The sequence below is a fragment of the Humibacillus sp. DSM 29435 genome (genome assembly GCF_001758225.1).
Classification (GTDB): Bacteria; Actinomycetota; Actinomycetes; order Actinomycetales; family Dermatophilaceae; genus DSM-29435.
Genome location: NZ_MAST01000028.1, coordinates 1 through 18,422, shown reverse-complemented (window position 1 = coordinate 18,422; position 18,422 = coordinate 1). Strand labels below are relative to the sequence as shown.

The following is an 18,422-nucleotide window of genomic DNA, read 5'->3' as shown; positions in this document are numbered from 1 at the left end:
CCGTTGCCAGGGAGCCAACGGGGTAGATCTGCGCGCCGGGCCGTGATCGATGACGATGGAGACATGACGACTCTCGATGGAGCCCATGTTCTCGTTCTCGGTGCGACCGGCGGCCTCGGGTCGGCGATCGCCCGCGAGCTCGCTGCCGCCGGGGCTCGTCTGAGCCTTTCCGCCCGCACCCCCGGCCACCTCGACAAGCTGGCCGCGGCGCTTGGCGACTGCGTGGTCACCACGGTCGCCGCAGACCTGACGACACCCGACGGACCTGCCCGGATCGTGGCGCAGGCCGCCGAGACGGCTCCTCTCTCCGGGGTGGTCAACGCCGCCGGGGTCGTGGCTTTCGGGGCCAGCGCCGAGCTCGACGACGACACCCTCGATGACCTGCTGTTGCTCAACCTCATCGCGCCGATCCGGGTCGTGCGCGAGGCCGTTGCCGCTCTGGGCGAGGGCGGCTTCATCGTGCAGATCAGCGCTGTCGTCGCGGAACGTCCGACCGCGGGCATGGCGGCCTACAGCGCAGCGAAGGCCGGACTCACCGCCTTCGATGCGGCTGCGGCAGCCGAGCTGCGCCGGAGCCGTATCCGGGTGCTCGACGCGCGCCCACCGCACACCGAGACGGGGCTGGCCGACCGACCCATCTCCGGTAGCGCGCCACGCCTCCCCCAAGGCCTTGACCCTGCCGACGTGGCTCGACGCATCGTGCGGGCCATCGCTGACGACGAGCGAGACCTGCCCTCGAGCGCTTTCTGACCGCTGGCCGTACGGCTGGGCGGATGGCTGGCTGGCTGGCCGGCCGGCTGGCCGACTTGCTACGTCACTGATTCACCCCACGCATCAGTGACGTAGCCAGCCACCACGCACCCACCCTGGCGCTGCTACGTCACTGATTCACCCCGCGCATCAGTGACGTAGCCAGCCACCACGCACCCACCCTGGCGCTCCTACGTCACTGATTCACCTCGCGCATCAGTGACGTAGGGAGCGCCGGCCGGGGCTGCCACCGCCGCGGAAATCACGCCGACCGCAGGCATCGAGGCGCCACACGGGCGCCTTCACACGGGCGCCTTCACACGGGCGCCTTCACACGGGCGCCTTCACACGGCCGCACTCACACAGTCAGCTCACCGGCGAGGTCGCTCAGCATGAACCGACGCACCTCGTCAGGGTGGTCGTGCCGGTCGAGGGCCACCATCAGCTTGGTGAGGGCTGCCTCGAAGGTCATGTCTCCGGCCGGAACGGCTCCGGCATCGAACATGGCCGCCCCCGCGGCATACAGCCCGCCCCGCACCCACCCCGCCCGGCACTGGGTGGTCACCACCACGGTGACCTCGCTCTCCACAGCACGGGCGATCGCCTCGGCGAACCACGGGTCGCTCGGACCGTTGCCCGCGCCGTAGGCCTGCAGCACCAGCCCACGCAACCCCGGCCGGGCGATCACGGCGTCGAGCACGTAGCGGTCGAGACCGGGATAGAGGTGGATCGCCGCGACGTCCGAACACAACCCGGAGGCCCGCCGCACCGGACCCACCTGGGCCGGACGCGCCAACCCGAGGCTGGGGCTGAAGGTCACGCCTGCGGTCACGAGCGGCGGCAGGTTGGGCGAGGCGAAGCCCTGGTAGCTGTCGGCGCTCACCTTGACCGTGCGGTTGCCGCGCAGCAGCAGATGGTCGAAGAAGACGGTGACCTCGGGAACAACCGGTCCGCCGTTCATCCGCGCCGATGCGAGCTCGAGCGAGGTCACCAGGTTCTCGCGGCCGTCTGACCGCAGGGCGGTGATCGGCCGCTGCGACCCGGTCAGCACCACCGGCAGGTCGATGCCCTCCAGCAGAAAGCTGAGGGCGGAGGCTGTGTAGGCCATCGTGTCGGTGCCGTGCAGCACGACGACCCCGAGGTGACCGGGGGCGTGCTCGACGATGGCGTCAGCGATGCGCAGCCAGTCGCCGGCCCCCATGGTCGCCGAGTCGACCGGTTCGGCGACCGTGGCCACCGTCAGCCCGACGGGCAGCTCGTACACCACGGGCACGTGGGCGGCGAGCTCACGCAGGTCGAGGGGCACCAGCCCGCCCTGGGGGCCGACCACCATGCCGATGGTGCCGCCGGTGTAGAGCACGAAGACGCCCGGCCCCTCGGGGCCGACCCGGCCGAGCACCGAGACCTCCCGGCTCATCGTTCCTCGACGGTCGGCGCCTTGAGGGCCGGCCCCGCGAGCTCGTACATCAGCTACCTCCGAGAGTCGTGTGCGGTCAACTCTGTCGCAGCGCCGCTGTGATGGCCAGACAGGCGACCGGTGCCCTGGCCCGCGCGTCGCTCACAGCCGGTCGGCCCGCTCCTGCAGATAGCGCTGCTCCGGGCGGCTCGTGGTGAGCCTAGCCGCGCGTCGGTAGGCCGCCCGGGCAGGCTCGAGGTCACCGACCATCTCGAGCAGGTGAGCGTGCACCGCGTGGAGGCGATGGTGGCGGTCCAGCCGCCCCGACGCGTTGGCCTCAGCCAGCGCGGCCAGCCCCGCCGGTGCGCCGCTCGCCATCCCGACCGCCACGGCCCGGTTGAGATCGACCATGGGGCTCGGGTCGAGGTGTCGCAGCAGGTCGTAGAGAGCCACGATCTGAGCCCAGTCGGTCTGCGCCGCGGTGGAAGCCTCGGCGTGCACGGCGGCAATGGCCGCCTGAACCTGGTAGCTCCCGAGGGTGGCTCTGCGGAGCGCGCCGGTGACCAGGGCCACGCCTTCGTCTGCAGACGCCGTGTGCCAGCTCTCGCGGTTCTGCTCCTCGAGCGGCACCAGTCGGCCTTCAGGCGTGGTTCGCGCTCCGCGTCTCGAGTCGGTGAGCAGCATGAGGGCGAGCAGGCCGGCGACCTCGCCGTCTTCGGGCAGCAGCCTCAGCAGCTGGCGGGTCAGCCGAATCGCCTCGGTACTGAGGTCGAGTCGTTGCAGCTCTGCCCCGAAGGTGGCCGTGTACCCCTCGTTGAAGATCAGGTAGAGAACACGCAGCACGGCCGGCATCCGGTGTACGCGTTCGGGTGCGGACGGCATCCGGAACGCTGCCCCCGACGCCCTGATGCTCGACTTGGCCCGACTGATCCGCTGCGCCATCGTCGACTCGGGCACGAGGAACGCGGCGGCGATCTCAGCGGTCGTCAGCCCGCCCACCGCGCGCAGGGTCAGGACGATCTGCGACGCGGTGGTGAGCGTGTCGTGGCAGCAGAGGAACAACATGACCAGGGTGTCGTCATCGTCGCTGCGCGTGAGATCGACTGCGGGGGAGGCAAGCTCGACCGTGGCCGTGCGCTGCGCGACGTGGGCCTCGCGGCGAGCGCGCGCCTCCTCGCTGCGCAGATGGTCGATCAGTCGCCGGGAGGCCACCGTGATCAGCCACGCCCGCGGGTCATCGGGCACACCCTGGTCGGGCCACTGGGTCGAGGCCGCGAGCAGCGCCTCCTGGGTGGCGTCCTCGGCCAGGTCGAACCAGCCGTAGCGGCGAACCAGGGCGCCGATGACCTGGGGCGCCAGCCGTCGCCACAGGTCCTCGACCGCCCGGTCGCCCGTCTCCATAGCGGGTGAGCCTGACACAGCAGGCGCGCGCAAAGGTGCAGCGAGCGCACTCGCGGTAGCGTCGGAGCGTGGCCGCCGACCCCGTTCCGACCGACGCCGACGCCCGGGCCGCCGAGGCTGAGCGCTCGGTCGGCGTGCTGTTCGGTACCCGCCTGGTCGGGATGCCGTTCACCCACCTCGCGCACGTCGCCCACCCTTCGCCACACTTCGTCGGAGGCTCGTGGAACTACTGGTGGCAGGCGCACTACCTCGATGCGATCGTCGACGCGGGGCTGCGGCTGCTGCGGTCAGGAGACCACCGCGGCGCCCTCGAGCACGCCGGTCTCGGCAACCGGCTCGTGGCGACGATCAGGGTGCGCAATGTCGGACGGTTCACCAACCGCTACTACGACGACATGGCCTGGCTCGCGCTCGCCATCGACCGGCTGCGTCTGCTGACGGGCCGGTTGCCCGGTGCTCGTTCGCGCCGCCGCCTTCGGGTGGCTGACCGGGCCCTGACCGCCCGGTTGCGTTCGGCGATGACCGGCGACCTCGGCGGTGGCCTCTACTGGAACACGGCTCGCGACTTCAAGAACGTTCCGGCCACCGGCCCGGCGGCGCTGCACCTGGCCCGCAGTGGCGACCTCGACACAGCCCGGCTCCTCGTCGACTGGGTCTACGCCCGACTGCTGGCCAATGACACCGGCCTCTTCCTCGACGGCATCCGCCTCACTGCCGGTGGCGAGCAGGTGGTCACCGATGTCTACACCTACAACCAGGGAACGATGCTCGGCGCCCTGCTCACCCTGGGCGACGACACCAGCCTGGAGCGGGCCGGCCGGGTCGTGAACGCGGTCGCGACCCATCTCACAGCGCCGCAGGCAGACCGGCGTCCGTTGCTGACCCACGGCGGCGACGACGGCGGGCTGTTCACCGGCATCCTCGTTCGCTACCTGGCGCTGGCCGCGAACCATCGGTCCCTTGACGGCGAGGCCCGCTCGACGGCCCGTCGACTCGTGCTCGACACGGGCGACGGCTTCTGGCTCGGGCGCGACGAGCGCACGCTCCCCGACGGGCGATGGGCCGGCGTCTTCTCGCCGGATGCCGCTCTGCCCGCCGCCGAGCGCCAGCCACCGGGCCAGACGATCGAGCTCTCGACCCAGCTGCAGGCGTGGATGACCCTGGAAGGCGCCGCCACCCTCGTGGTCTGACCTCGGCCAGCAGCCACCCGGAAAGGTCTCCGGCTCGCCTGACCCGATGACGGCAACATCCGCGTAGCATCGCCAGCACCCGACCACAGGAGATCGTCATGCAGAAGGCAAACGCCATTGGTGGAATCCTCTCGATCCTGACCGGAGCGGTCTGGGTGCTGGTCAGCATGGCCAACTGGCCGACTGCTCTGGGGGTAGTGGTCAGCATGCTGCTGGGCGCGTACTGGGCCTTCGGCCGACAGCTGGTGGCCGGGCAGGACATGCCGACCCGAGACCGTGACCGCGGGCGCGACCGCGGCTGACACGAGCCCCGTGCCCCGACCTCGAAGACCACTCCGACTGGCCTGTGCCGTCGGGCTCGCGGGGCTGGCGCTGGCCGGCTGCACGGGAGCCCCCGGCACCGCCACTTCCGTGCCGACATCGCCGACATCGCCGACATCGCCGACATCGACGGCCGGTAGCGAGCCGACGCAGCCGGTTCCTTCCGGTTCCGCAGGCGCACGGTCACCGGCGACACCGGCATCCCCCCGTCCAGCCGCGACGACGGTGAGCCCAGCACCACCCACCACGGCACCGAACCCGGTGTCGATCCAGGCGCTCATCGACCGGAACTACGACGGAAGCGGGCTCACGCTCGGCGCCGAGCGAGGGAGCACCAGCGCGTACCGCCAGTACTACGCGACCTACCGCGGGGATGGGTTGACGATCTCGGGCCGCATCAACATCCCCCGGGGCAAGGGGCCCTTTCCGGCTGTGGTGCTCGCGCACGGCTACGTCGACCCGCTCGAGTACACGAACGGGCAGACGATGCTGCGCGAGCGCGACTACCTCGCCCGCCAGGGTTACGTCACCCTGCACGTCGACTACCGCAACCACGCCCGGTCGAGCAAGGACCCGCAGGATGAGTCGGAGCTGCGCCTCGGCTACACCGTCGACACCATCAACGCCGCGCTCGCGCTGAAGCAGGAGCCGCGGGTCGACCCCGACCGCATCGCCCTGGTGGGCCGCTCGATGGGTGGCGGGGTGGTGTACAACGCCCTCGTCGTAAGACCCGGGCTCTTCAAGGCGGCCGTGGCGTACGCCCCTGTGAGCTCGGATGCCGTCGACAACTTCGACAGGTGGGTTCGACCTGTCAGGTCCCGCTCGAAGGTCGCCGACGCAGTGATCGCCCGGCTCGGCACGCCTGAGCAGCAACCGGCCAACTGGGCCGCGGTCAGCCCGCGCACGTTCTTCGCTCGCATCCAGGACCCGCTCATGATCCATCACGGCACCGCCGACGAGGAGTGCCCGATCGCCTGGAGCCAGCAGACCGTGGCCGCCTTGAAGGCGGCGGGAAAGACGGTGAGCTACTACGTGTATCCGGGCCAGCAGCACACGATGACCTCGCAGTGGCCGCTCTCGATCCGGCGGTCCGAGGCATTCATCGCCAAGCACCTGGACTGAGCCCACCACCGGAGACGGCCACGGCTGGTTGCCGCCCGATCGACGACGACTCCCCGGTCTTTCGGTGGTTGACCTCTGGGAATACCCGGTATACCTTGCTCTTCACGCAGATGATACTCGGTATAGAGGAGTGGGAATGTCGGTCAAACAGGGGTTGCTGGCGCTACTCGCCCAGGAGCCGATGTACGGAGCCCGCCTCAGGGCGGAGTTCGAGGCCCGCACCGGAGGCACCTGGCCGCTCAACGTCGGTCAGGTCTACACCACCCTTGCCCGGCTCGAGCGCGACGGCTTCGTCGAGCCGCTCGGAGGCGCCGACGACGAGGGTCGCATCGCCTACGCCCTGACCGACTCGGGCCGAGCCGAGATCTCCCGCTGGTGGATCACGCCGGTCGCCCGTGAGGCGACCCCGCGAGACGAGCTCGTCATCAAGCTGGCGCTGGCCGTGACCCTGCCGGGCATCGACGTGCCACGTGTGGTGCAGACCCAGCGCACGGCGACCCTGAAGCACCTGCGTGACCTCACCCGCCTGAAAGCCCGGGCCGACGAACCCGTCGACAGGCGCGACCTCGCCTGGTCGCTGGTGCTCGAGAACCACCTCTTCGCGGCGGAAGCGGAGGCTCGGTGGCTCGACCACGTCGAGGCTCGCCTTGCGCGAGCCGCTGGGATGCCGCTGGGCCCGGTATCGGTGTCGGTGTCGGCTGAGCCCGAACCAGCCAGCACGCGGCCGATAGGAGACCGGGCATGACCGGCGGGCAGCGGTCAGGGGCCGCGCCGGTCGTGCCCGGTGAACCGGATGACGCGAGGGCGCAGGCTGGAGGGGCAGCGGCTCGGCCGCCTCTGCTCGAGCTCGAGAACGTCACGCGGGTGCACGGCGAGGGCGAGACGGCCGTGAAGGCGCTCGACGGGGTGACACTTCGAGTACGCAGCGGCGAGCTCGTCGCGGTGATGGGCCCGAGCGGGTCGGGCAAGTCGACCCTGCTCAACCTCGCCGGCGGTCTCGACCGGGCCACGAGCGGTGCGGTGCGCATCGCCGGCATCGACCTCGGCGGGCTTCGCCCCCGCGACCTGGCCAGGCTGCGTCGTCGCCAGGTCGGGGTCGTCTTCCAGGACCTCAACCTCATTCCGAGCCTCACCGCGGCCGAGAACATCGGCCTGCCCCTCGAGCTCGACGGCGACTCGGTGAGCCGGTCACGGCGCAACGCCCTCGACGCCCTCGACCAGCTGGGCCTGCGTGAGCTGGCCGACCGCTACCCCGACCAGATGTCGGGCGGTCAGCAACAGCGGGTCGCGATCGCCAGAGCCCTGGTCGGGTCACGTCAGCTGGTGCTCGCCGACGAGCCCACCGGCGCCCTCGACTCGACGACCGGCGAGGGCGTGCTGCGGGTGCTGCGCCAACGGGTCGACGACGGCGCCGCCGGTCTGCTCGTCACCCACGAGGCTCGGCACGCCGCCTGGGCCGACCGGGTCGTGTTTCTGCGCGACGGAGTCGTCGTCGACACGACCGGCGACCCCGACACCGCCGACACGCTGCTCGAGCCGAGCACCCGATGAGGGCCGCATCATGAGGGCAGAGCGATGACGGCCACCATCGACCGCGAGGTCGACCACCCAGAGAGCGGCACCCGGCCCGAACCGTCTCGGAGGTCGCAGTGGTGGGCGGGGTGGCGGGTGGCGCTGCGGCTGGCCCGCCGTGACGTGCGCCGGCACCGTGGTCGAAGCGCGTTGATAATGCTGATGATCGGGCTGCCGGTCATGCTGCTCGCCTTCGGCGCCACCTTGGCCATGACCGCCGACGTGACGAGCCAGGAGGAGGCGCCCTACCTCTACGGCACCGGTGTGGCGGTGGTTTCCGGCCCGAGCGGATCGGAGGCCATCGAACAGGACCCGGCCGGTGGCGGCTGGGGTACGGGATCAGACTCACCGGCGGCCGTGACCGTTCCGGGTTTCGGTACGAACCCGACTGCGGCCATCTCGACCCTCGTCGGCGGCACGGCCATCCCCTTCGAGAGCCAAGACCTGCGGGCGCAGGTTGACGGCACCCGCATCTCGGTTCCTGCGCTGGCCATCAGCCTGACTCCCGGCACCGACCTCGGCGAACGTGCCCACCTGCTCGGCGGCCGGTGGCCCGTGGGCGACCAAGAGGTGGTGGTGACGCCCTACGGCGCCGATCTCGGCCTGCCGACGTCGGGCCGCCTCGATCTCGCGAGGGTCGGGGGCGAGCGGCCAGCAGTGAGTGGCGGTGCGTCCGACGGGCCGGCGGTTCCGGGTCTCAGCGTGGTGGGCGTCGCGGAGGCCGTGACGGGCGGCGCATGGGGCGGCTCGGTTTCCCCCGCCGCAGTGGTCGTGCCCTTCGACGGCACTCCGTCCGCTTGGCTGGTGACCGACGCCAAACCCATCGACTGGCCCACGGTGCAGCGGATCAACCGCTACGCCCTGCTGGTCTCGAGCAAGGCAGTCACCAGCCTGCCGCCCGGCGAGATAGCCCTTCTGAACCCCGAAATGTCCGTGGGCGACGGAACCCGGGCCCTCGCCGCGGCGATCGCGGCCGCCTCGGGTGGGCTGCTCCTCACCACCACCCTGCTCGCCGGCCCCGCCTTTGCCGTCAGCGCCAGCCGACAGCGTCGCACCCTGGCCCTGGCGGCGGCCAACGGCGGCACGGCGGCCCAGGTGCGACGGTTCGTGCTCGGGCAGGCGGTGGTGCTGGGTTCGCTCGCCGCCGTGGCCGGAGCCGCACTGGGTCTGGGGGCCTTCCTCGGTCTTCGGTCGTTGCGTCTGCGGCCCTTCCTCGACCTCGCCTACTCCCCCGTCGACGTTCCGTGGTCGCTGCTGGGCCTGGTCATCGGGGCCGCCCTGGTGAGCGCCGTGGTGGCGGCCCTGATCCCGGCCCGCTCCCTCGGCCGTCTCGACATCGTGCGAGTGCTGCGGGGGCAGGAGGTGAGCCGCCCGCTACGCCACCGACTCCTGGTCGTCGGGCTGGTGCTCTGCGGCGTCGGCGCCCTGACCGCCCTCACCCAGACGGTGAGCGACAACGGCATCTCGGTGACGGCGTTCCTCATCGGCAGTGTCGTGCTCACCCTCGGCGCCCTGTGCCTGGTGCCGGCTCTGCTCGTGGCTTCCGCTCGACTGGCCGGACGCCTACCCCTGACCATGCGGATGGCGGCCCGCGACTCGGCTCGACAGCGGGCACGCACCGCACCGACCGTGGCCGCCGTGCTGGCCACCACGGCGCTGTTCTCGGTGGCGTGCATCGGGCTGGCCTCCGACACGGCAAAACGGGCTGACACCTATGTGCCGGAGGTCGCTGTGGGAACAGGGCTCGTGCGCGACTACTCCGGCTCTGGTGACGCTGCGGCCCAAGACGTGATGGTCGATGTCATCCACGCTGCCGCCCCAGGCCTCCGGGTGATGCACGCGGCGTTGCTCGGCAACCCTTACCAGTACACGCCGCCCTCCGCGGGCACCGACCCTCCCGTCTCGCAGCGAGTCATGGCGGTGCGGCAAGGCTGCTCCGTGGCGCAGGCCCTGGCCGATCCGTTCTCGTCGACGGTCGACGCCGAGTGCCAATCGCTTTCGAGTGACGGCTTCGGTGGCGGGCAGGTGCGGGTGCTGCCGGCGGTCGAGCTCGACGCCGCGCTTCAGCTCGACCCGGCCCAGTCGCTCGCCGTCGCGAACGGTGCCATCGTGCTGCCCGACCCGGCCACCTTCCCCCAGGCGCCGCGCCACGCCACGCTGGAGGTGTCCCCCACCGCGACCGTCGACGTGACCGACGGTGCCGTCACTTTCGCGACCCTGTCGGGCACCCGCGACCCGATGTCGATGGAGTTCACCGCCACCGGATCGCCGACCGAGACCAGGGTTCCCGCCCTGCGCGTTCCCGCCCCCCAGTTCATCCGCCTGCAGACCAGCACCGGCATCAGCGCGGCCATCTCCTCGGAGGCGATTGCCCGGCTGGGGTGGACGAGCACGCCCGACTCAGTCATGTTCTCCTCCCCCGACGGGGCCGTCGACGAGGCCACCCGGGAGCGGCTTCAGACCGTGATGGACGGGCGCTTCGACCAGGCCGACATCTACGTCGAACGCGGGTTCCAGCGCGGAGACCTTCCCGTCGTGCTCGCGCTCATCGGTGTGGTGACACTGCTCGTGCTCGTGGCCACCTTCGTCTCGACGGCGCTCTCGCTGGCCGAGCAGCAGCCGCTGATGGGCACCCTCGCGGCCGTGGGGGCGACCCGCGGCACCCGGCGCAGGATGGCCGCCTCCCAGGCCCTGCACCTCGCCGCCCTGGGCGCCCTCATCGGCGCGGCGGTCGGGTTGATCCCCGGGATCGCCATCGCCCGGGCCACCACCGTCGTCAACGGGTTCGACGGCACCTCTGAAACCACCATCGGGCCGTTCGTCGTGATCCCGTGGCTGCAGATCGTCGCGCCGGTCGTGCTCGTGCCGCTCATTGCTGCGGCCTTCGCCTGGCTCGCCGTGCGTCGCTCACCCCAGGTCACCCGAAGACTCTCCTGATCTGGGACCCTGTGCCGGTGGGTACCGACACTGCGACGCGCCGAGCACCGGCCGCTGCCGTGTTGGCGCGACCGCGCGGGTGGGTCTGGGTGGCGTGGAGCGCCGTGGTTCTGGTCGCTGCTCGCCGGCTCGTCGTCGAGCTCAGCCAGCGCCTGCTCGATCTGGCCGTCTACGTGCAGGCGGGTGCCGACGTCGTCAACGGGGCCTCCCCCTACGTCGTGCGCCAGGCCCTCCCGTTCACCTACCCCCCGTTCGCGGCCGTGCTGGCCACCCCCCTGAGCCTGGTGACCCCAGGTGTGGCCGAGGCTCTCGTGTCTCTCGCCAGTGGCGTCGCACTCGTGGTGACCGTGCTGGTGCTGAGCGACCGCCTCGGCCTGCCCCGCTCGAGCCTCTGGTGGACCATGCCCGGGCTGGTGCTCATGTCGCCGATCTGGCGAACCTTCGGCTTCGGTCAGGTCAACCTCGTGCTGATGGCGCTCGTCGTGGTCGACGCCTTCGTCGTTCCGAGGCAATGGCGCGGCTTGCTCACCGGCTTGGCAGCCGGCATCAAGGTCGTGCCCGGCATCTTCGCCGTCTACTACCTGGCCACTCGGCAGTGGCGCGCCTGCGCTCTGTCGGCGATCGGCTTTCTGGCCACCGTCGGGCTCGGGTGGGTCGTGCTGCCGAGCGACTCGCCCACGTTCTGGTTCGTGCTGCTGCGAGACTCGAGCCGAGTGGGCGCGCTCGACTATCCCGACAACGTCTCGTTGACCGGCAGTCTTCTTCGCACGTTCGGCGACGGCGCCTCGGGAGCGACCTGGCCGCTGGCCTTCGTTGTCGTGGCGGCTGGAGCCGTCACGGCGCGAGTGTTGCACCGACGCGGTGACGACGTGGCGGCCCTGACTGTCGTCGCGATGGCCGGCCTGCTCGCCTCGCCGATCACGTGGTCACACCACTGGGTCTGGGTGGTGCCGATCGGGCTGTGGTTGCTCTCGCGTCGCCTGACGCTCGCGGCCGTTCTGCTGCTGGCGGCGACCTGCCTGACCCCGCTCGACCTCGCAGAGTGGCTCCCGTACCCTGCGGCGATCACCGTCGTGGGCTGGTTCTATCCCGTTCTGGCCGTCTTCACGACCGTGCTCCTGCTGAACCGGAGCCGAGCTCAGCGACCCACCGAGGGCTCGAGCGGCGCCGGCGAGACTCGCCGAGACGCGAGCACGACGGCGCCGACGACCGCGAGCCAGGGGTAGGCCGGCCAGAGAGCGAACCGCTCCCAGAAGCCCACCCAGCTCACCCCGGCGCTCGCCACGAGAAAGGCCCCCGCCCCGACGAGACAGCCGATGCCGACCATCACGCCGGATGCCGTGAGGCCCCGGTGGGTGCCCTTGAACGCCAGGGCGGTTGCGAGCACGGCGACTGGTTGGGTGACGAAGACGGGAACGGCCACGAGCACATGCAGGCTCGGGTGCTGGTCGACCGGAACGAACCCGATGGCGGCCGAGAACACGCCAGAGACCAGCCAGAGAACGGTGGCGGTGACCGCCGCGCGACCAGGACGCCCAGGACGCCCAGACGGGAGAAGCAGTAGTGCTCCCGCCACTCGAAGCAGGCTGAAGGCGACGAACGCCGTGTTCATGCCGGGATGCCACGGCGAACAGAGCGCCGGTGTGCAGCCGATCGAGCCGAGGTCGCTGATCGTGTTGTCCCTGAGGCTGTAGGTCGCCGACGCTCCCGCTGCGACAAGCAGCTCGGCGGCGATGTAGAGCGGCTGGGCCAGCCAGCAGAACGCTCCGACCACCTCGAAGCGGCGCCGGCCCAGCGGCATCCGGGAACCTGTCGTGAGGGAGGGCACGGTCAGTTGACCAGGTGGCGCAGGAAACGGGTTGACCCACGACGACGCTTCGGACATGCCCCGACGCTACTGGGTGTTGACTGGCGTGACGGCACAGCAGACAGAGGAGCCCTCTCGACCATGACGATCTCCGGCACCACGTCGTCGAGCCCGGCCGGAGACGGGCCGCACCCGCCGGCTGGCAACCGGGTCTCCCCGTTCGGGAACATCGTCGCGGCGCCCGGCCGGGGCCGCTGGATGGGCAACCGCGGGGTGCTGCACGCGGGCACGGGCCACCGGCAGACGGTGCGCAGCCACCGGGGGCGGGCCTGGATCACCTGCGTGCTCGACTTCCGGGGTCGTCGCACTCCTCAGTGGCAACCCGGCCGGTACACGCCGCTGTTCTTCCTCGACGAGGCGGTGTCGCTCGCGGCCGGGCACCGGCCGTGCGCCGAGTGCCGACGAGCCGACTTCAACGAGTTCCGTTCCGCCTGGGCGCGGTTCGCCGGTGAGACTGTGCCGCTACGAGCCCCGCAGCTGGATGCCGTTCTGCACGGTCAGCGGATGCCGCTCGGCCCTGACGGCCGCCCGCTTGTCCGGTCGAGCTGGCCAGGCCTTCCCGACGGCGCGTTCGTGCTCGTAGAACAGGGGCCGGCCGTCGTGGTGCATGATCGGCTGATCCCGTGGCGGACCGACAACACCTACGGCTCGCCGGTGGAGCGCCCCCGACGCGGCACGGCATCGGTCATCACCCCGCCGGCCAGCCTGGGAGCGCTGCGAGCGGGGTACCCCGTTCAGATCGCCGACTCCACGAGGTGAGAAGTGGCCCTGCCCGACCGGTACACCGGTGACGACTTCTACTGCGACGTGGCGATCCCGAGCGCAGCGCAGCTCGACGTGGTGCACGACGACGAGCTGGTGCTGGCCTATCACCACACCCGACCCTTCTGGGCGACCCACCTCGTCGTCGTGCCGAAGCGGCACATCGACTCGTTCACCAGCGTGACCGAGTGCGACGAGGCCGACGTGCGGCAGCTGTTCGCCGTCGTGCAGCGCCTCGCGCGCGAGGTGACCGAGCGCGAAGGAGCTGCCGCGGTGCTGACCAACCTCGGCCGCTACCAAGACTCCAAGCACCTGCACGTTCACGTGCACAGTGGCCCGCAGCGAGACCACACCTGACGCGGTGGGCGGCGACTCGGCTCACCTCGGCGCTCACCCCGGCACGCTCGCACCAGCAACTCAGCCAACTCTCAGCCACGGTTTCCTACCTTGGCGGAATGTTGCCGATGGACGACCACGAGTCGGGCCTCTTCTCCTCCATTGCGGGGCTCCCCCTCCACCCCCTCGTCGTGCACCTGGCCGTGGTCGTGCTGCCGGCTTCGGCGATCGCCCTGATCGTCATCATCGCGGTGCCGCGGTGGCGTAGGCCCTACGGCTGGCTCACCGTCGCCGCGGCGCTGCTCGGCACGTTCGGAGCGTTCGTGGCCAAGGAGTCGGGTGAGGCCCTCGCCGATCAGGTCGGCCTGCCCGCCGAGCATGCCGAATGGGGCGACCGGCTCTTCGTGGCGGCCATGGTGTTCGCCGTCGTCACCGTCGTGTGGTTCGCCCTCGAACTGCTCGCGCGACGAGCTGCTTCATCGGGCACCGCCACCGCCACCGCTTCCGCCACCGCCCGGTCTCGCCCGGCCCTGACCCGAGTGGCCGGCGCCGGCGCCGTGGTTCTCTCGCTCGTGGTGCTGGCCCTCACTGTGGTCGTCGGCCACAGCGGCGCCACCGCAGTGTGGGGAGGCAGACAACCAGCGGCGGCGAGCGCACTCACGGCGCCGGCGACAGACGCGGCCCCGGCCCCGACGGCCGCTGACCCGACCCGGTCGGCGAGCACGACGGCAGCCAGCCGGAAACAGGCCCAGCGAACACCGCGACCGTCGACCTCCCCTGCCACCCCACCGACCAAGAGTGGGCCGACCGCGTTCAGCCTGTCCGACGTTCGCAAGCACGGCTCGGCCTCGTCGTGCTGGGCCGCCATCGACGGCGGCGTCTACGACCTGACCCGGTGGATCGACGCCCACCCCGGAGGGTCGGGCGCCATCCTCGGCATATGCGGCACCGATGCCACCGCATCCTTCGATGCCCAGCACGGCGGGCAGGGTCGCCCAGCCCGAGAGCTCGCGACGTTCAAGGTCGGGGTGTTGCGCTGAGGGGGTCGCTCGCCGCGATGGTGAGACGCGACGGCGCGGGGTCGCCCTAGGTTGAGGGGTGTGAACCCTGATGCGAGCCCGACCGCGCGGGCCCTGCTTGCCCTCGAGCTGATCCAGAACCAACCGGGCATCACCGCACAGCGGCTCGCCGATCGGCTCGAGGTCTCCGACCGGGCGGCGCGACGGTACGTGGCGATCCTGCGTGAGGCCGAGATCCCCATCGAGTCGGTGCGTGGCCCCTACGGCGGGTACCGCGTCGGGCGGGGCCTGCGTCTGCCACCGTTCACGTTCACCGCCACCGAGGCTCTCGGCCTGGTCATGGCGGTGCTTGACGGTCATCACCTGGTCAGCGACCCGGGCGACCCGGTGGGCAGCGCGATCGAAAAGATTCTGCGGGCCCTGCCCGAATCGGTTGCGGCCCAGGCCGACACGGTGCGACGCACGACGGCCCCCGCGCCCGACCGAGGCTCCGCCCGGCCCGACCCCGGCACCACCACCGCTCTCGCGGACGCGTGCGCGAGCCAGCACCGGGTTCGGCTTCGGTATCACTCCGAGGCTGGCTCGTCGTGGGACCTGGAGGCGGACCCGTGGGCGGTCGTGGTGCGGCACGGACGCTGGTACCTCCTCTGTTGGTCTCACCACGCCGAGGCGCGCCGGGTCTACCGCATCGACCGCGTCTCCGCGGTGGAGAAGCTCTCTGCCACCTTCGACCCGCCGCGCGACCTCGATCCCGTCGTCGAGCTGGAACAGCACCTCTCGTCCGGTTGGGAGTACCCGGTCGAGGTGACCATCGACAGCCCTGCCGACCTCGTGGCCCGCTGTCTGCCACCCGCCCTCGGCCTCGTCGAAGCGGTCGGCGAGCGCTCCAGTCGCCTCACCGGCAGCACCAGCGACCCGGCCTGGTACGCAGAGCAGCTCGCCCGCACACCGGGCCCCTACCGGGTGACGGCAGGCGCGGAGGTCACGCAGGCGGTGCGCCGGCTCGGCGAGAGGATGCTGGCTGCGGTCGACCCGGCGTAGCTCCCGGAGCGGCATGGATCGGCCCTGGGCCGAGACTGGTTCGGACGGCAGCGTGGCCGGCAGCGCTACGTCAGTGACCCGCCCCGTGCATCAGTGACGTAGCGGCGGTGCCCCGCCGGGCTCAGGTCCAGAAGCGCCCGGCCAGCGGCCGCGGTGCCAGGGCGGGCAGCTCGTGCCGGTCTGTGGGCCGACCCGAGATCTGGCCTTCGAGCCTGGCCAGCACGTCGCCACCGGTGGTGGTCGAGCCGTCGGCGTCGACGAGCAGCGGCTCGCGAGGTGAGCCCAGCTCGCTCCATTGCTCACGCCAGTCCCGGATGAGGAGGAAAGCCGCCGTCGTGACCGGGCCGCGAGCCGAGGTGACGGCGTACCCCCACTCGTGGAGCGGTCGCGAGCTCGAGTGGCCACTGCGGATGATGTCGCCCAGCAGGCCCCGCAGCACCTCCGGGTTGCCGATGTCGAGGCCGCCCACCCAGTAGGCGCGGAACAGGGCCCGTCGAGCCGGCTCGGCCACGCCGGCCCCGTACGCCTCGGCGTACCCGGCCACCGCTGCCTGGGTGCTGGCCACGAACGACGGAGAGCGGCCCGGCACGGCCTCACCCGGCATCCGAAGGGAGCTCATGGTGGCCCATCGACCGCTGAGCCCCTCCAGCTCGGCACGTGCGGGGCGCAGCCCGGTGAGCGGCACCGTCGGCTGGTGCTCGACAGCCCGCCAGTCGACCGCGTCAGCAGTGCCGTCCAGCAGGTCGGCGCGCCAGCTCGCCAGGTAGCACATGGGGCAGGTGAAGTCGCCGTAGATGATCACGCTGCTGCCTCCTCCTGTTGTCTTGATGGGTTGTCTCGAAACTGGTCGCGATGGTGGATCGGGCGCTCGTGACCCGCCTGCTCACGGCGCCGGCACGACCTCAGCCACACAGAGGTCGGGTTCGACGAAGGGGTGGAGCCGACCGGAGGCGTGCGCCCCGAGGCGTTGGAGGCTGCCGCGCAGCAGCCCCAGATGGATCGCGCAGACGACGTCAGGCCGCTCGCGGGCGACAGACCGGAAGGGGCAGGCGTGCAGCGAGATCTGCGACCGACCCTCGACCGCCCGCATCTCTGGCTCGAAGCCAAGCCGCTCGAAGAGTGAGCTGATCTGTGCCGCAGCATGATCCGCTGCCGTGTCGCTGGGCGGAGCCGGCAGAGGGATCACCTGCCGGGCCCACCGTTCGCCGATGCCCTCTGCGTGCCCCGCGTCATCGCGCGCCGTCTGCGCGATGTCGGCGGCCAACATCCGGGCCAAGCCTTCGTACTTAGCCTCAGGGTGCTCCCGGATGGCGACGTAGGCCATGCGCGGACGGCCGGCCCCCGCTGCGCGCTGTTCCCGACGGGATACCAGGCCGGCCTGGCGGAGGGTCTCGAGGTGGAAGCGCACGGTCGAGGGATGAAGCCCCACCGCCTCGCCCAGCTCGTGCACGTCGTGGGCGGAGTCTGCACCACGCAACAGCTCCAGCAGACGACGGCGGGTCGACGACGCCAGGGCGCTGTGAACGCCGCCTGACTCGCGCACCGGGCGCGGGCTCACGACTCCGCCTTCGGCCAACCGGCCACCAGCGGGGTGTCCACTCCCAGCCGGCCCATCTTCGCGGCCCCACCCGGAGAGCCGAGCGGCGCCGCCGTGCCGGGGAGCACCTCCGTGAAGAACTCGACGTTGTCGGTGGTGAAGGGTTCCCACTGCTGGGGCACGTCGTCCTCGTAGTAGATCGCCTCCACGGGGCAGACGGGCTCGCAGGCCCCGCAGTCGACGCACTCGTCGGGATGGATGTAGAGGGCGCGCTTGCCCTCGTAGATGCAGTCGACCGGACACTCGTCGACACAGGCGCGGTCCACCACGTCGATGCAGGGCTGCGCGATCACGTAGGTCACGAACGACACCTCGGACTCTCTGCCATGAATTAAAGGTACATGCACCATGTTAACTCTGCCGGAGGCCTCGCCCAAGAACATCTCGTGCTGGTTTCGAACACCCTGGTTCTCAACGCAGCCGACCTGCCAGCACCCTTGACCACCAGTAGATTCTGGGTACAGTCGTTGAGATAACCAGGCCATGCACGCCTGGCCGAGGGATGAGGTACCAGTCATGCGGGCTCGCAGACGTGCCGACGGCGGCACTCAATGACCACCACCGAGCGGGTCCAAGCCCGGCCCGGGCCGGCCGAGCCCCGTCACGTGCATCCTCGCCCGCGACCGGGACAGACGTTCGTCAAGTGGGCCACCACGACCGACCACAAGGTGATCGGCAACCTCTACTTCATCACCACGTTCGTGTGGTTCATCCTCGGCGGAGCCCTGGCGCTGCTGATCCGCGCCGAGCTGTGGGAGCCCGGGCTGCAGATCGTCGACAACCCCGAGCAGTACAACCAGCTGTTCACGATGCACGGCACGATCATGCTGCTGCTCTTCGCGACCCCGTTGTTCGCGGCCTTCACCAACGCCCTGATGCCGCTGCAGATCGGCGCGCCCGACGTCGCGTTCCCACGCCTGAACATGTTCGCGTACTGGCTCTACCTCTTCGGCGGCATCATCGCCGCCGCCGGGTTCGTCACGCCCCAGGGCGCGGCCGCGTTCGGCTGGTTCGCCTACGCCCCACTCTCCGACGTCAGCTACAGCCCCGGCCTCGGCGGTGACCTCTGGGTCTTCGGTCTGGCCCTGAGCGGGTTCGGCACCATCCTCGG

At 70.9% G+C, this 18,422-nt stretch carries 19 protein-coding genes; 13 read left to right on the top strand and 6 right to left on the bottom strand.

Features of this window, described 5'->3' with window-relative positions:
* The first annotated feature begins 63 nt into the window (after positions 1 to 63).
* Positions 64 to 750, top strand: a complete 687-nt coding sequence (locus BA895_RS15665; protein ID WP_070192846.1) for an SDR family oxidoreductase — start codon at positions 64 to 66, stop codon at positions 748 to 750.
* Between the two features lie 358 nt (positions 751 to 1,108).
* On the opposite strand, the gene BA895_RS15660 is transcribed toward BA895_RS15665, so the two are convergent.
* On the bottom strand, positions 1,109 to 2,167 hold the full coding sequence (locus BA895_RS15660) for an asparaginase (RefSeq protein WP_070192828.1): 1,059 nt from the start codon (positions 2,165 to 2,167) through the stop codon (positions 1,109 to 1,111).
* A gap of 141 nt (positions 2,168 to 2,308) precedes the next feature.
* Positions 2,309 to 3,547 carry an RNA polymerase sigma factor gene (locus tag BA895_RS15655; protein WP_070192827.1) on the bottom strand — a complete coding sequence of 413 codons (1,239 nt, stop codon included), beginning with the start codon at positions 3,545 to 3,547 and terminating at the stop codon, positions 2,309 to 2,311.
* A gap of 68 nt (positions 3,548 to 3,615) precedes the next feature.
* Here BA895_RS15655 and BA895_RS15650 point away from each other — a divergent pair, with 68 nt between their 5' ends.
* The 7 genes from BA895_RS15650 (at position 3,616) to BA895_RS15620 (ending at position 11,915) form a co-directional block, all read left to right on the top strand.
* A complete protein-coding gene (locus BA895_RS15650) occupies positions 3,616 to 4,737 on the top strand; it encodes a glycoside hydrolase family 76 protein (protein WP_070192826.1) in 1,122 nt (373 codons plus the stop codon).
* A 98-nt stretch (positions 4,738 to 4,835) separates the two neighbouring features.
* Positions 4,836 to 5,039, top strand: coding sequence for a hypothetical protein (locus BA895_RS15645; protein ID WP_070192825.1), 204 nt, complete (start codon positions 4,836 to 4,838; stop codon positions 5,037 to 5,039).
* 244 nt (positions 5,040 to 5,283) lie between these two features.
* Positions 5,284 to 6,180 (top strand): S9 family peptidase, encoded by an 897-nt coding sequence (locus BA895_RS15640; protein ID WP_254666503.1) that lies wholly within the window; start codon positions 5,284 to 5,286, stop codon positions 6,178 to 6,180.
* A gap of 136 nt (positions 6,181 to 6,316) precedes the next feature.
* Positions 6,317 to 6,925, top strand: a complete 609-nt coding sequence (locus tag BA895_RS15635; RefSeq protein ID WP_070192824.1) for a PadR family transcriptional regulator — start codon at positions 6,317 to 6,319, stop codon at positions 6,923 to 6,925.
* Complete coding sequence (locus BA895_RS15630; RefSeq protein ID WP_083283429.1) at positions 6,922 to 7,731, top strand: ABC transporter ATP-binding protein; 810 nt, start codon at positions 6,922 to 6,924, stop codon at positions 7,729 to 7,731. The genes BA895_RS15635 and BA895_RS15630 overlap by 4 nt, the downstream gene beginning before the upstream one ends.
* Before the next feature lie 24 nt (positions 7,732 to 7,755).
* Positions 7,756 to 10,689: an FtsX-like permease family protein gene (locus BA895_RS15625; RefSeq protein ID WP_070192823.1), complete on the top strand. Its 2,934-nt coding sequence runs from the start codon at positions 7,756 to 7,758 to the stop codon at positions 10,687 to 10,689.
* A 17-nt stretch (positions 10,690 to 10,706) separates the two neighbouring features.
* A complete protein-coding gene (locus tag BA895_RS15620) occupies positions 10,707 to 11,915 on the top strand; it encodes a glycosyltransferase 87 family protein (protein WP_175442348.1) in 1,209 nt (402 codons plus the stop codon).
* On the opposite strand, the gene BA895_RS15615 is transcribed toward BA895_RS15620, so the two are convergent.
* On the bottom strand, positions 11,828 to 12,574 hold the full coding sequence (locus BA895_RS15615) for a DUF998 domain-containing protein (RefSeq protein WP_083283427.1): 747 nt from the start codon (positions 12,572 to 12,574) through the stop codon (positions 11,828 to 11,830). The genes BA895_RS15620 and BA895_RS15615 overlap by 88 nt on opposite strands.
* Before the next feature lie 63 nt (positions 12,575 to 12,637).
* Here BA895_RS15615 and BA895_RS15610 point away from each other — a divergent pair, with 63 nt between their 5' ends.
* From BA895_RS15610 to BA895_RS15595, 4 genes are all read left to right on the top strand, one after another.
* Entirely contained in the window at positions 12,638 to 13,315 is a 678-nt protein-coding gene (locus BA895_RS15610) for a hypothetical protein (RefSeq protein WP_217493922.1), read from the top strand.
* A 3-nt stretch (positions 13,316 to 13,318) separates the two neighbouring features.
* Complete coding sequence (locus BA895_RS15605) at positions 13,319 to 13,675, top strand: HIT domain-containing protein (protein WP_070192820.1); 357 nt, start codon at positions 13,319 to 13,321, stop codon at positions 13,673 to 13,675.
* 98 nt (positions 13,676 to 13,773) lie between these two features.
* Complete coding sequence (locus BA895_RS15600) at positions 13,774 to 14,694, top strand: cytochrome b5 domain-containing protein (RefSeq protein ID WP_217493921.1); 921 nt, start codon at positions 13,774 to 13,776, stop codon at positions 14,692 to 14,694.
* A 60-nt stretch (positions 14,695 to 14,754) separates the two neighbouring features.
* Positions 14,755 to 15,714, top strand: a complete 960-nt coding sequence (locus tag BA895_RS15595) for a YafY family protein (protein ID WP_139142705.1) — start codon at positions 14,755 to 14,757, stop codon at positions 15,712 to 15,714.
* Positions 15,715 to 15,835: 121 nt separating this feature from the next.
* Here the strand turns inward: BA895_RS15595 and BA895_RS15590 are convergent, their stop codons facing one another.
* From BA895_RS15590 to fdxA, 3 genes are all read right to left on the bottom strand, one after another.
* Positions 15,836 to 16,516 (bottom strand): DsbA family protein, encoded by a 681-nt coding sequence (locus BA895_RS15590; RefSeq protein ID WP_070192817.1) that lies wholly within the window; start codon positions 16,514 to 16,516, stop codon positions 15,836 to 15,838.
* Between the two features lie 81 nt (positions 16,517 to 16,597).
* Positions 16,598 to 17,272, bottom strand: a complete 675-nt coding sequence (locus tag BA895_RS15585; RefSeq protein WP_070192816.1) for a metalloregulator ArsR/SmtB family transcription factor — start codon at positions 17,270 to 17,272, stop codon at positions 16,598 to 16,600.
* Positions 17,269 to 17,613 (bottom strand): ferredoxin, encoded by a 345-nt coding sequence (gene fdxA, locus BA895_RS15580; protein WP_070192842.1) that lies wholly within the window; start codon positions 17,611 to 17,613, stop codon positions 17,269 to 17,271. The genes BA895_RS15585 and fdxA overlap by 4 nt, the downstream gene beginning before the upstream one ends.
* Positions 17,614 to 17,862: 249 nt before the next feature.
* Here fdxA and BA895_RS15575 point away from each other — a divergent pair.
* Positions 17,863 to 18,422, top strand: a 560-nt coding sequence (locus BA895_RS15575) for a cbb3-type cytochrome c oxidase subunit I (RefSeq protein WP_175442347.1), incomplete at its 3' end; no start/stop codon positions are given.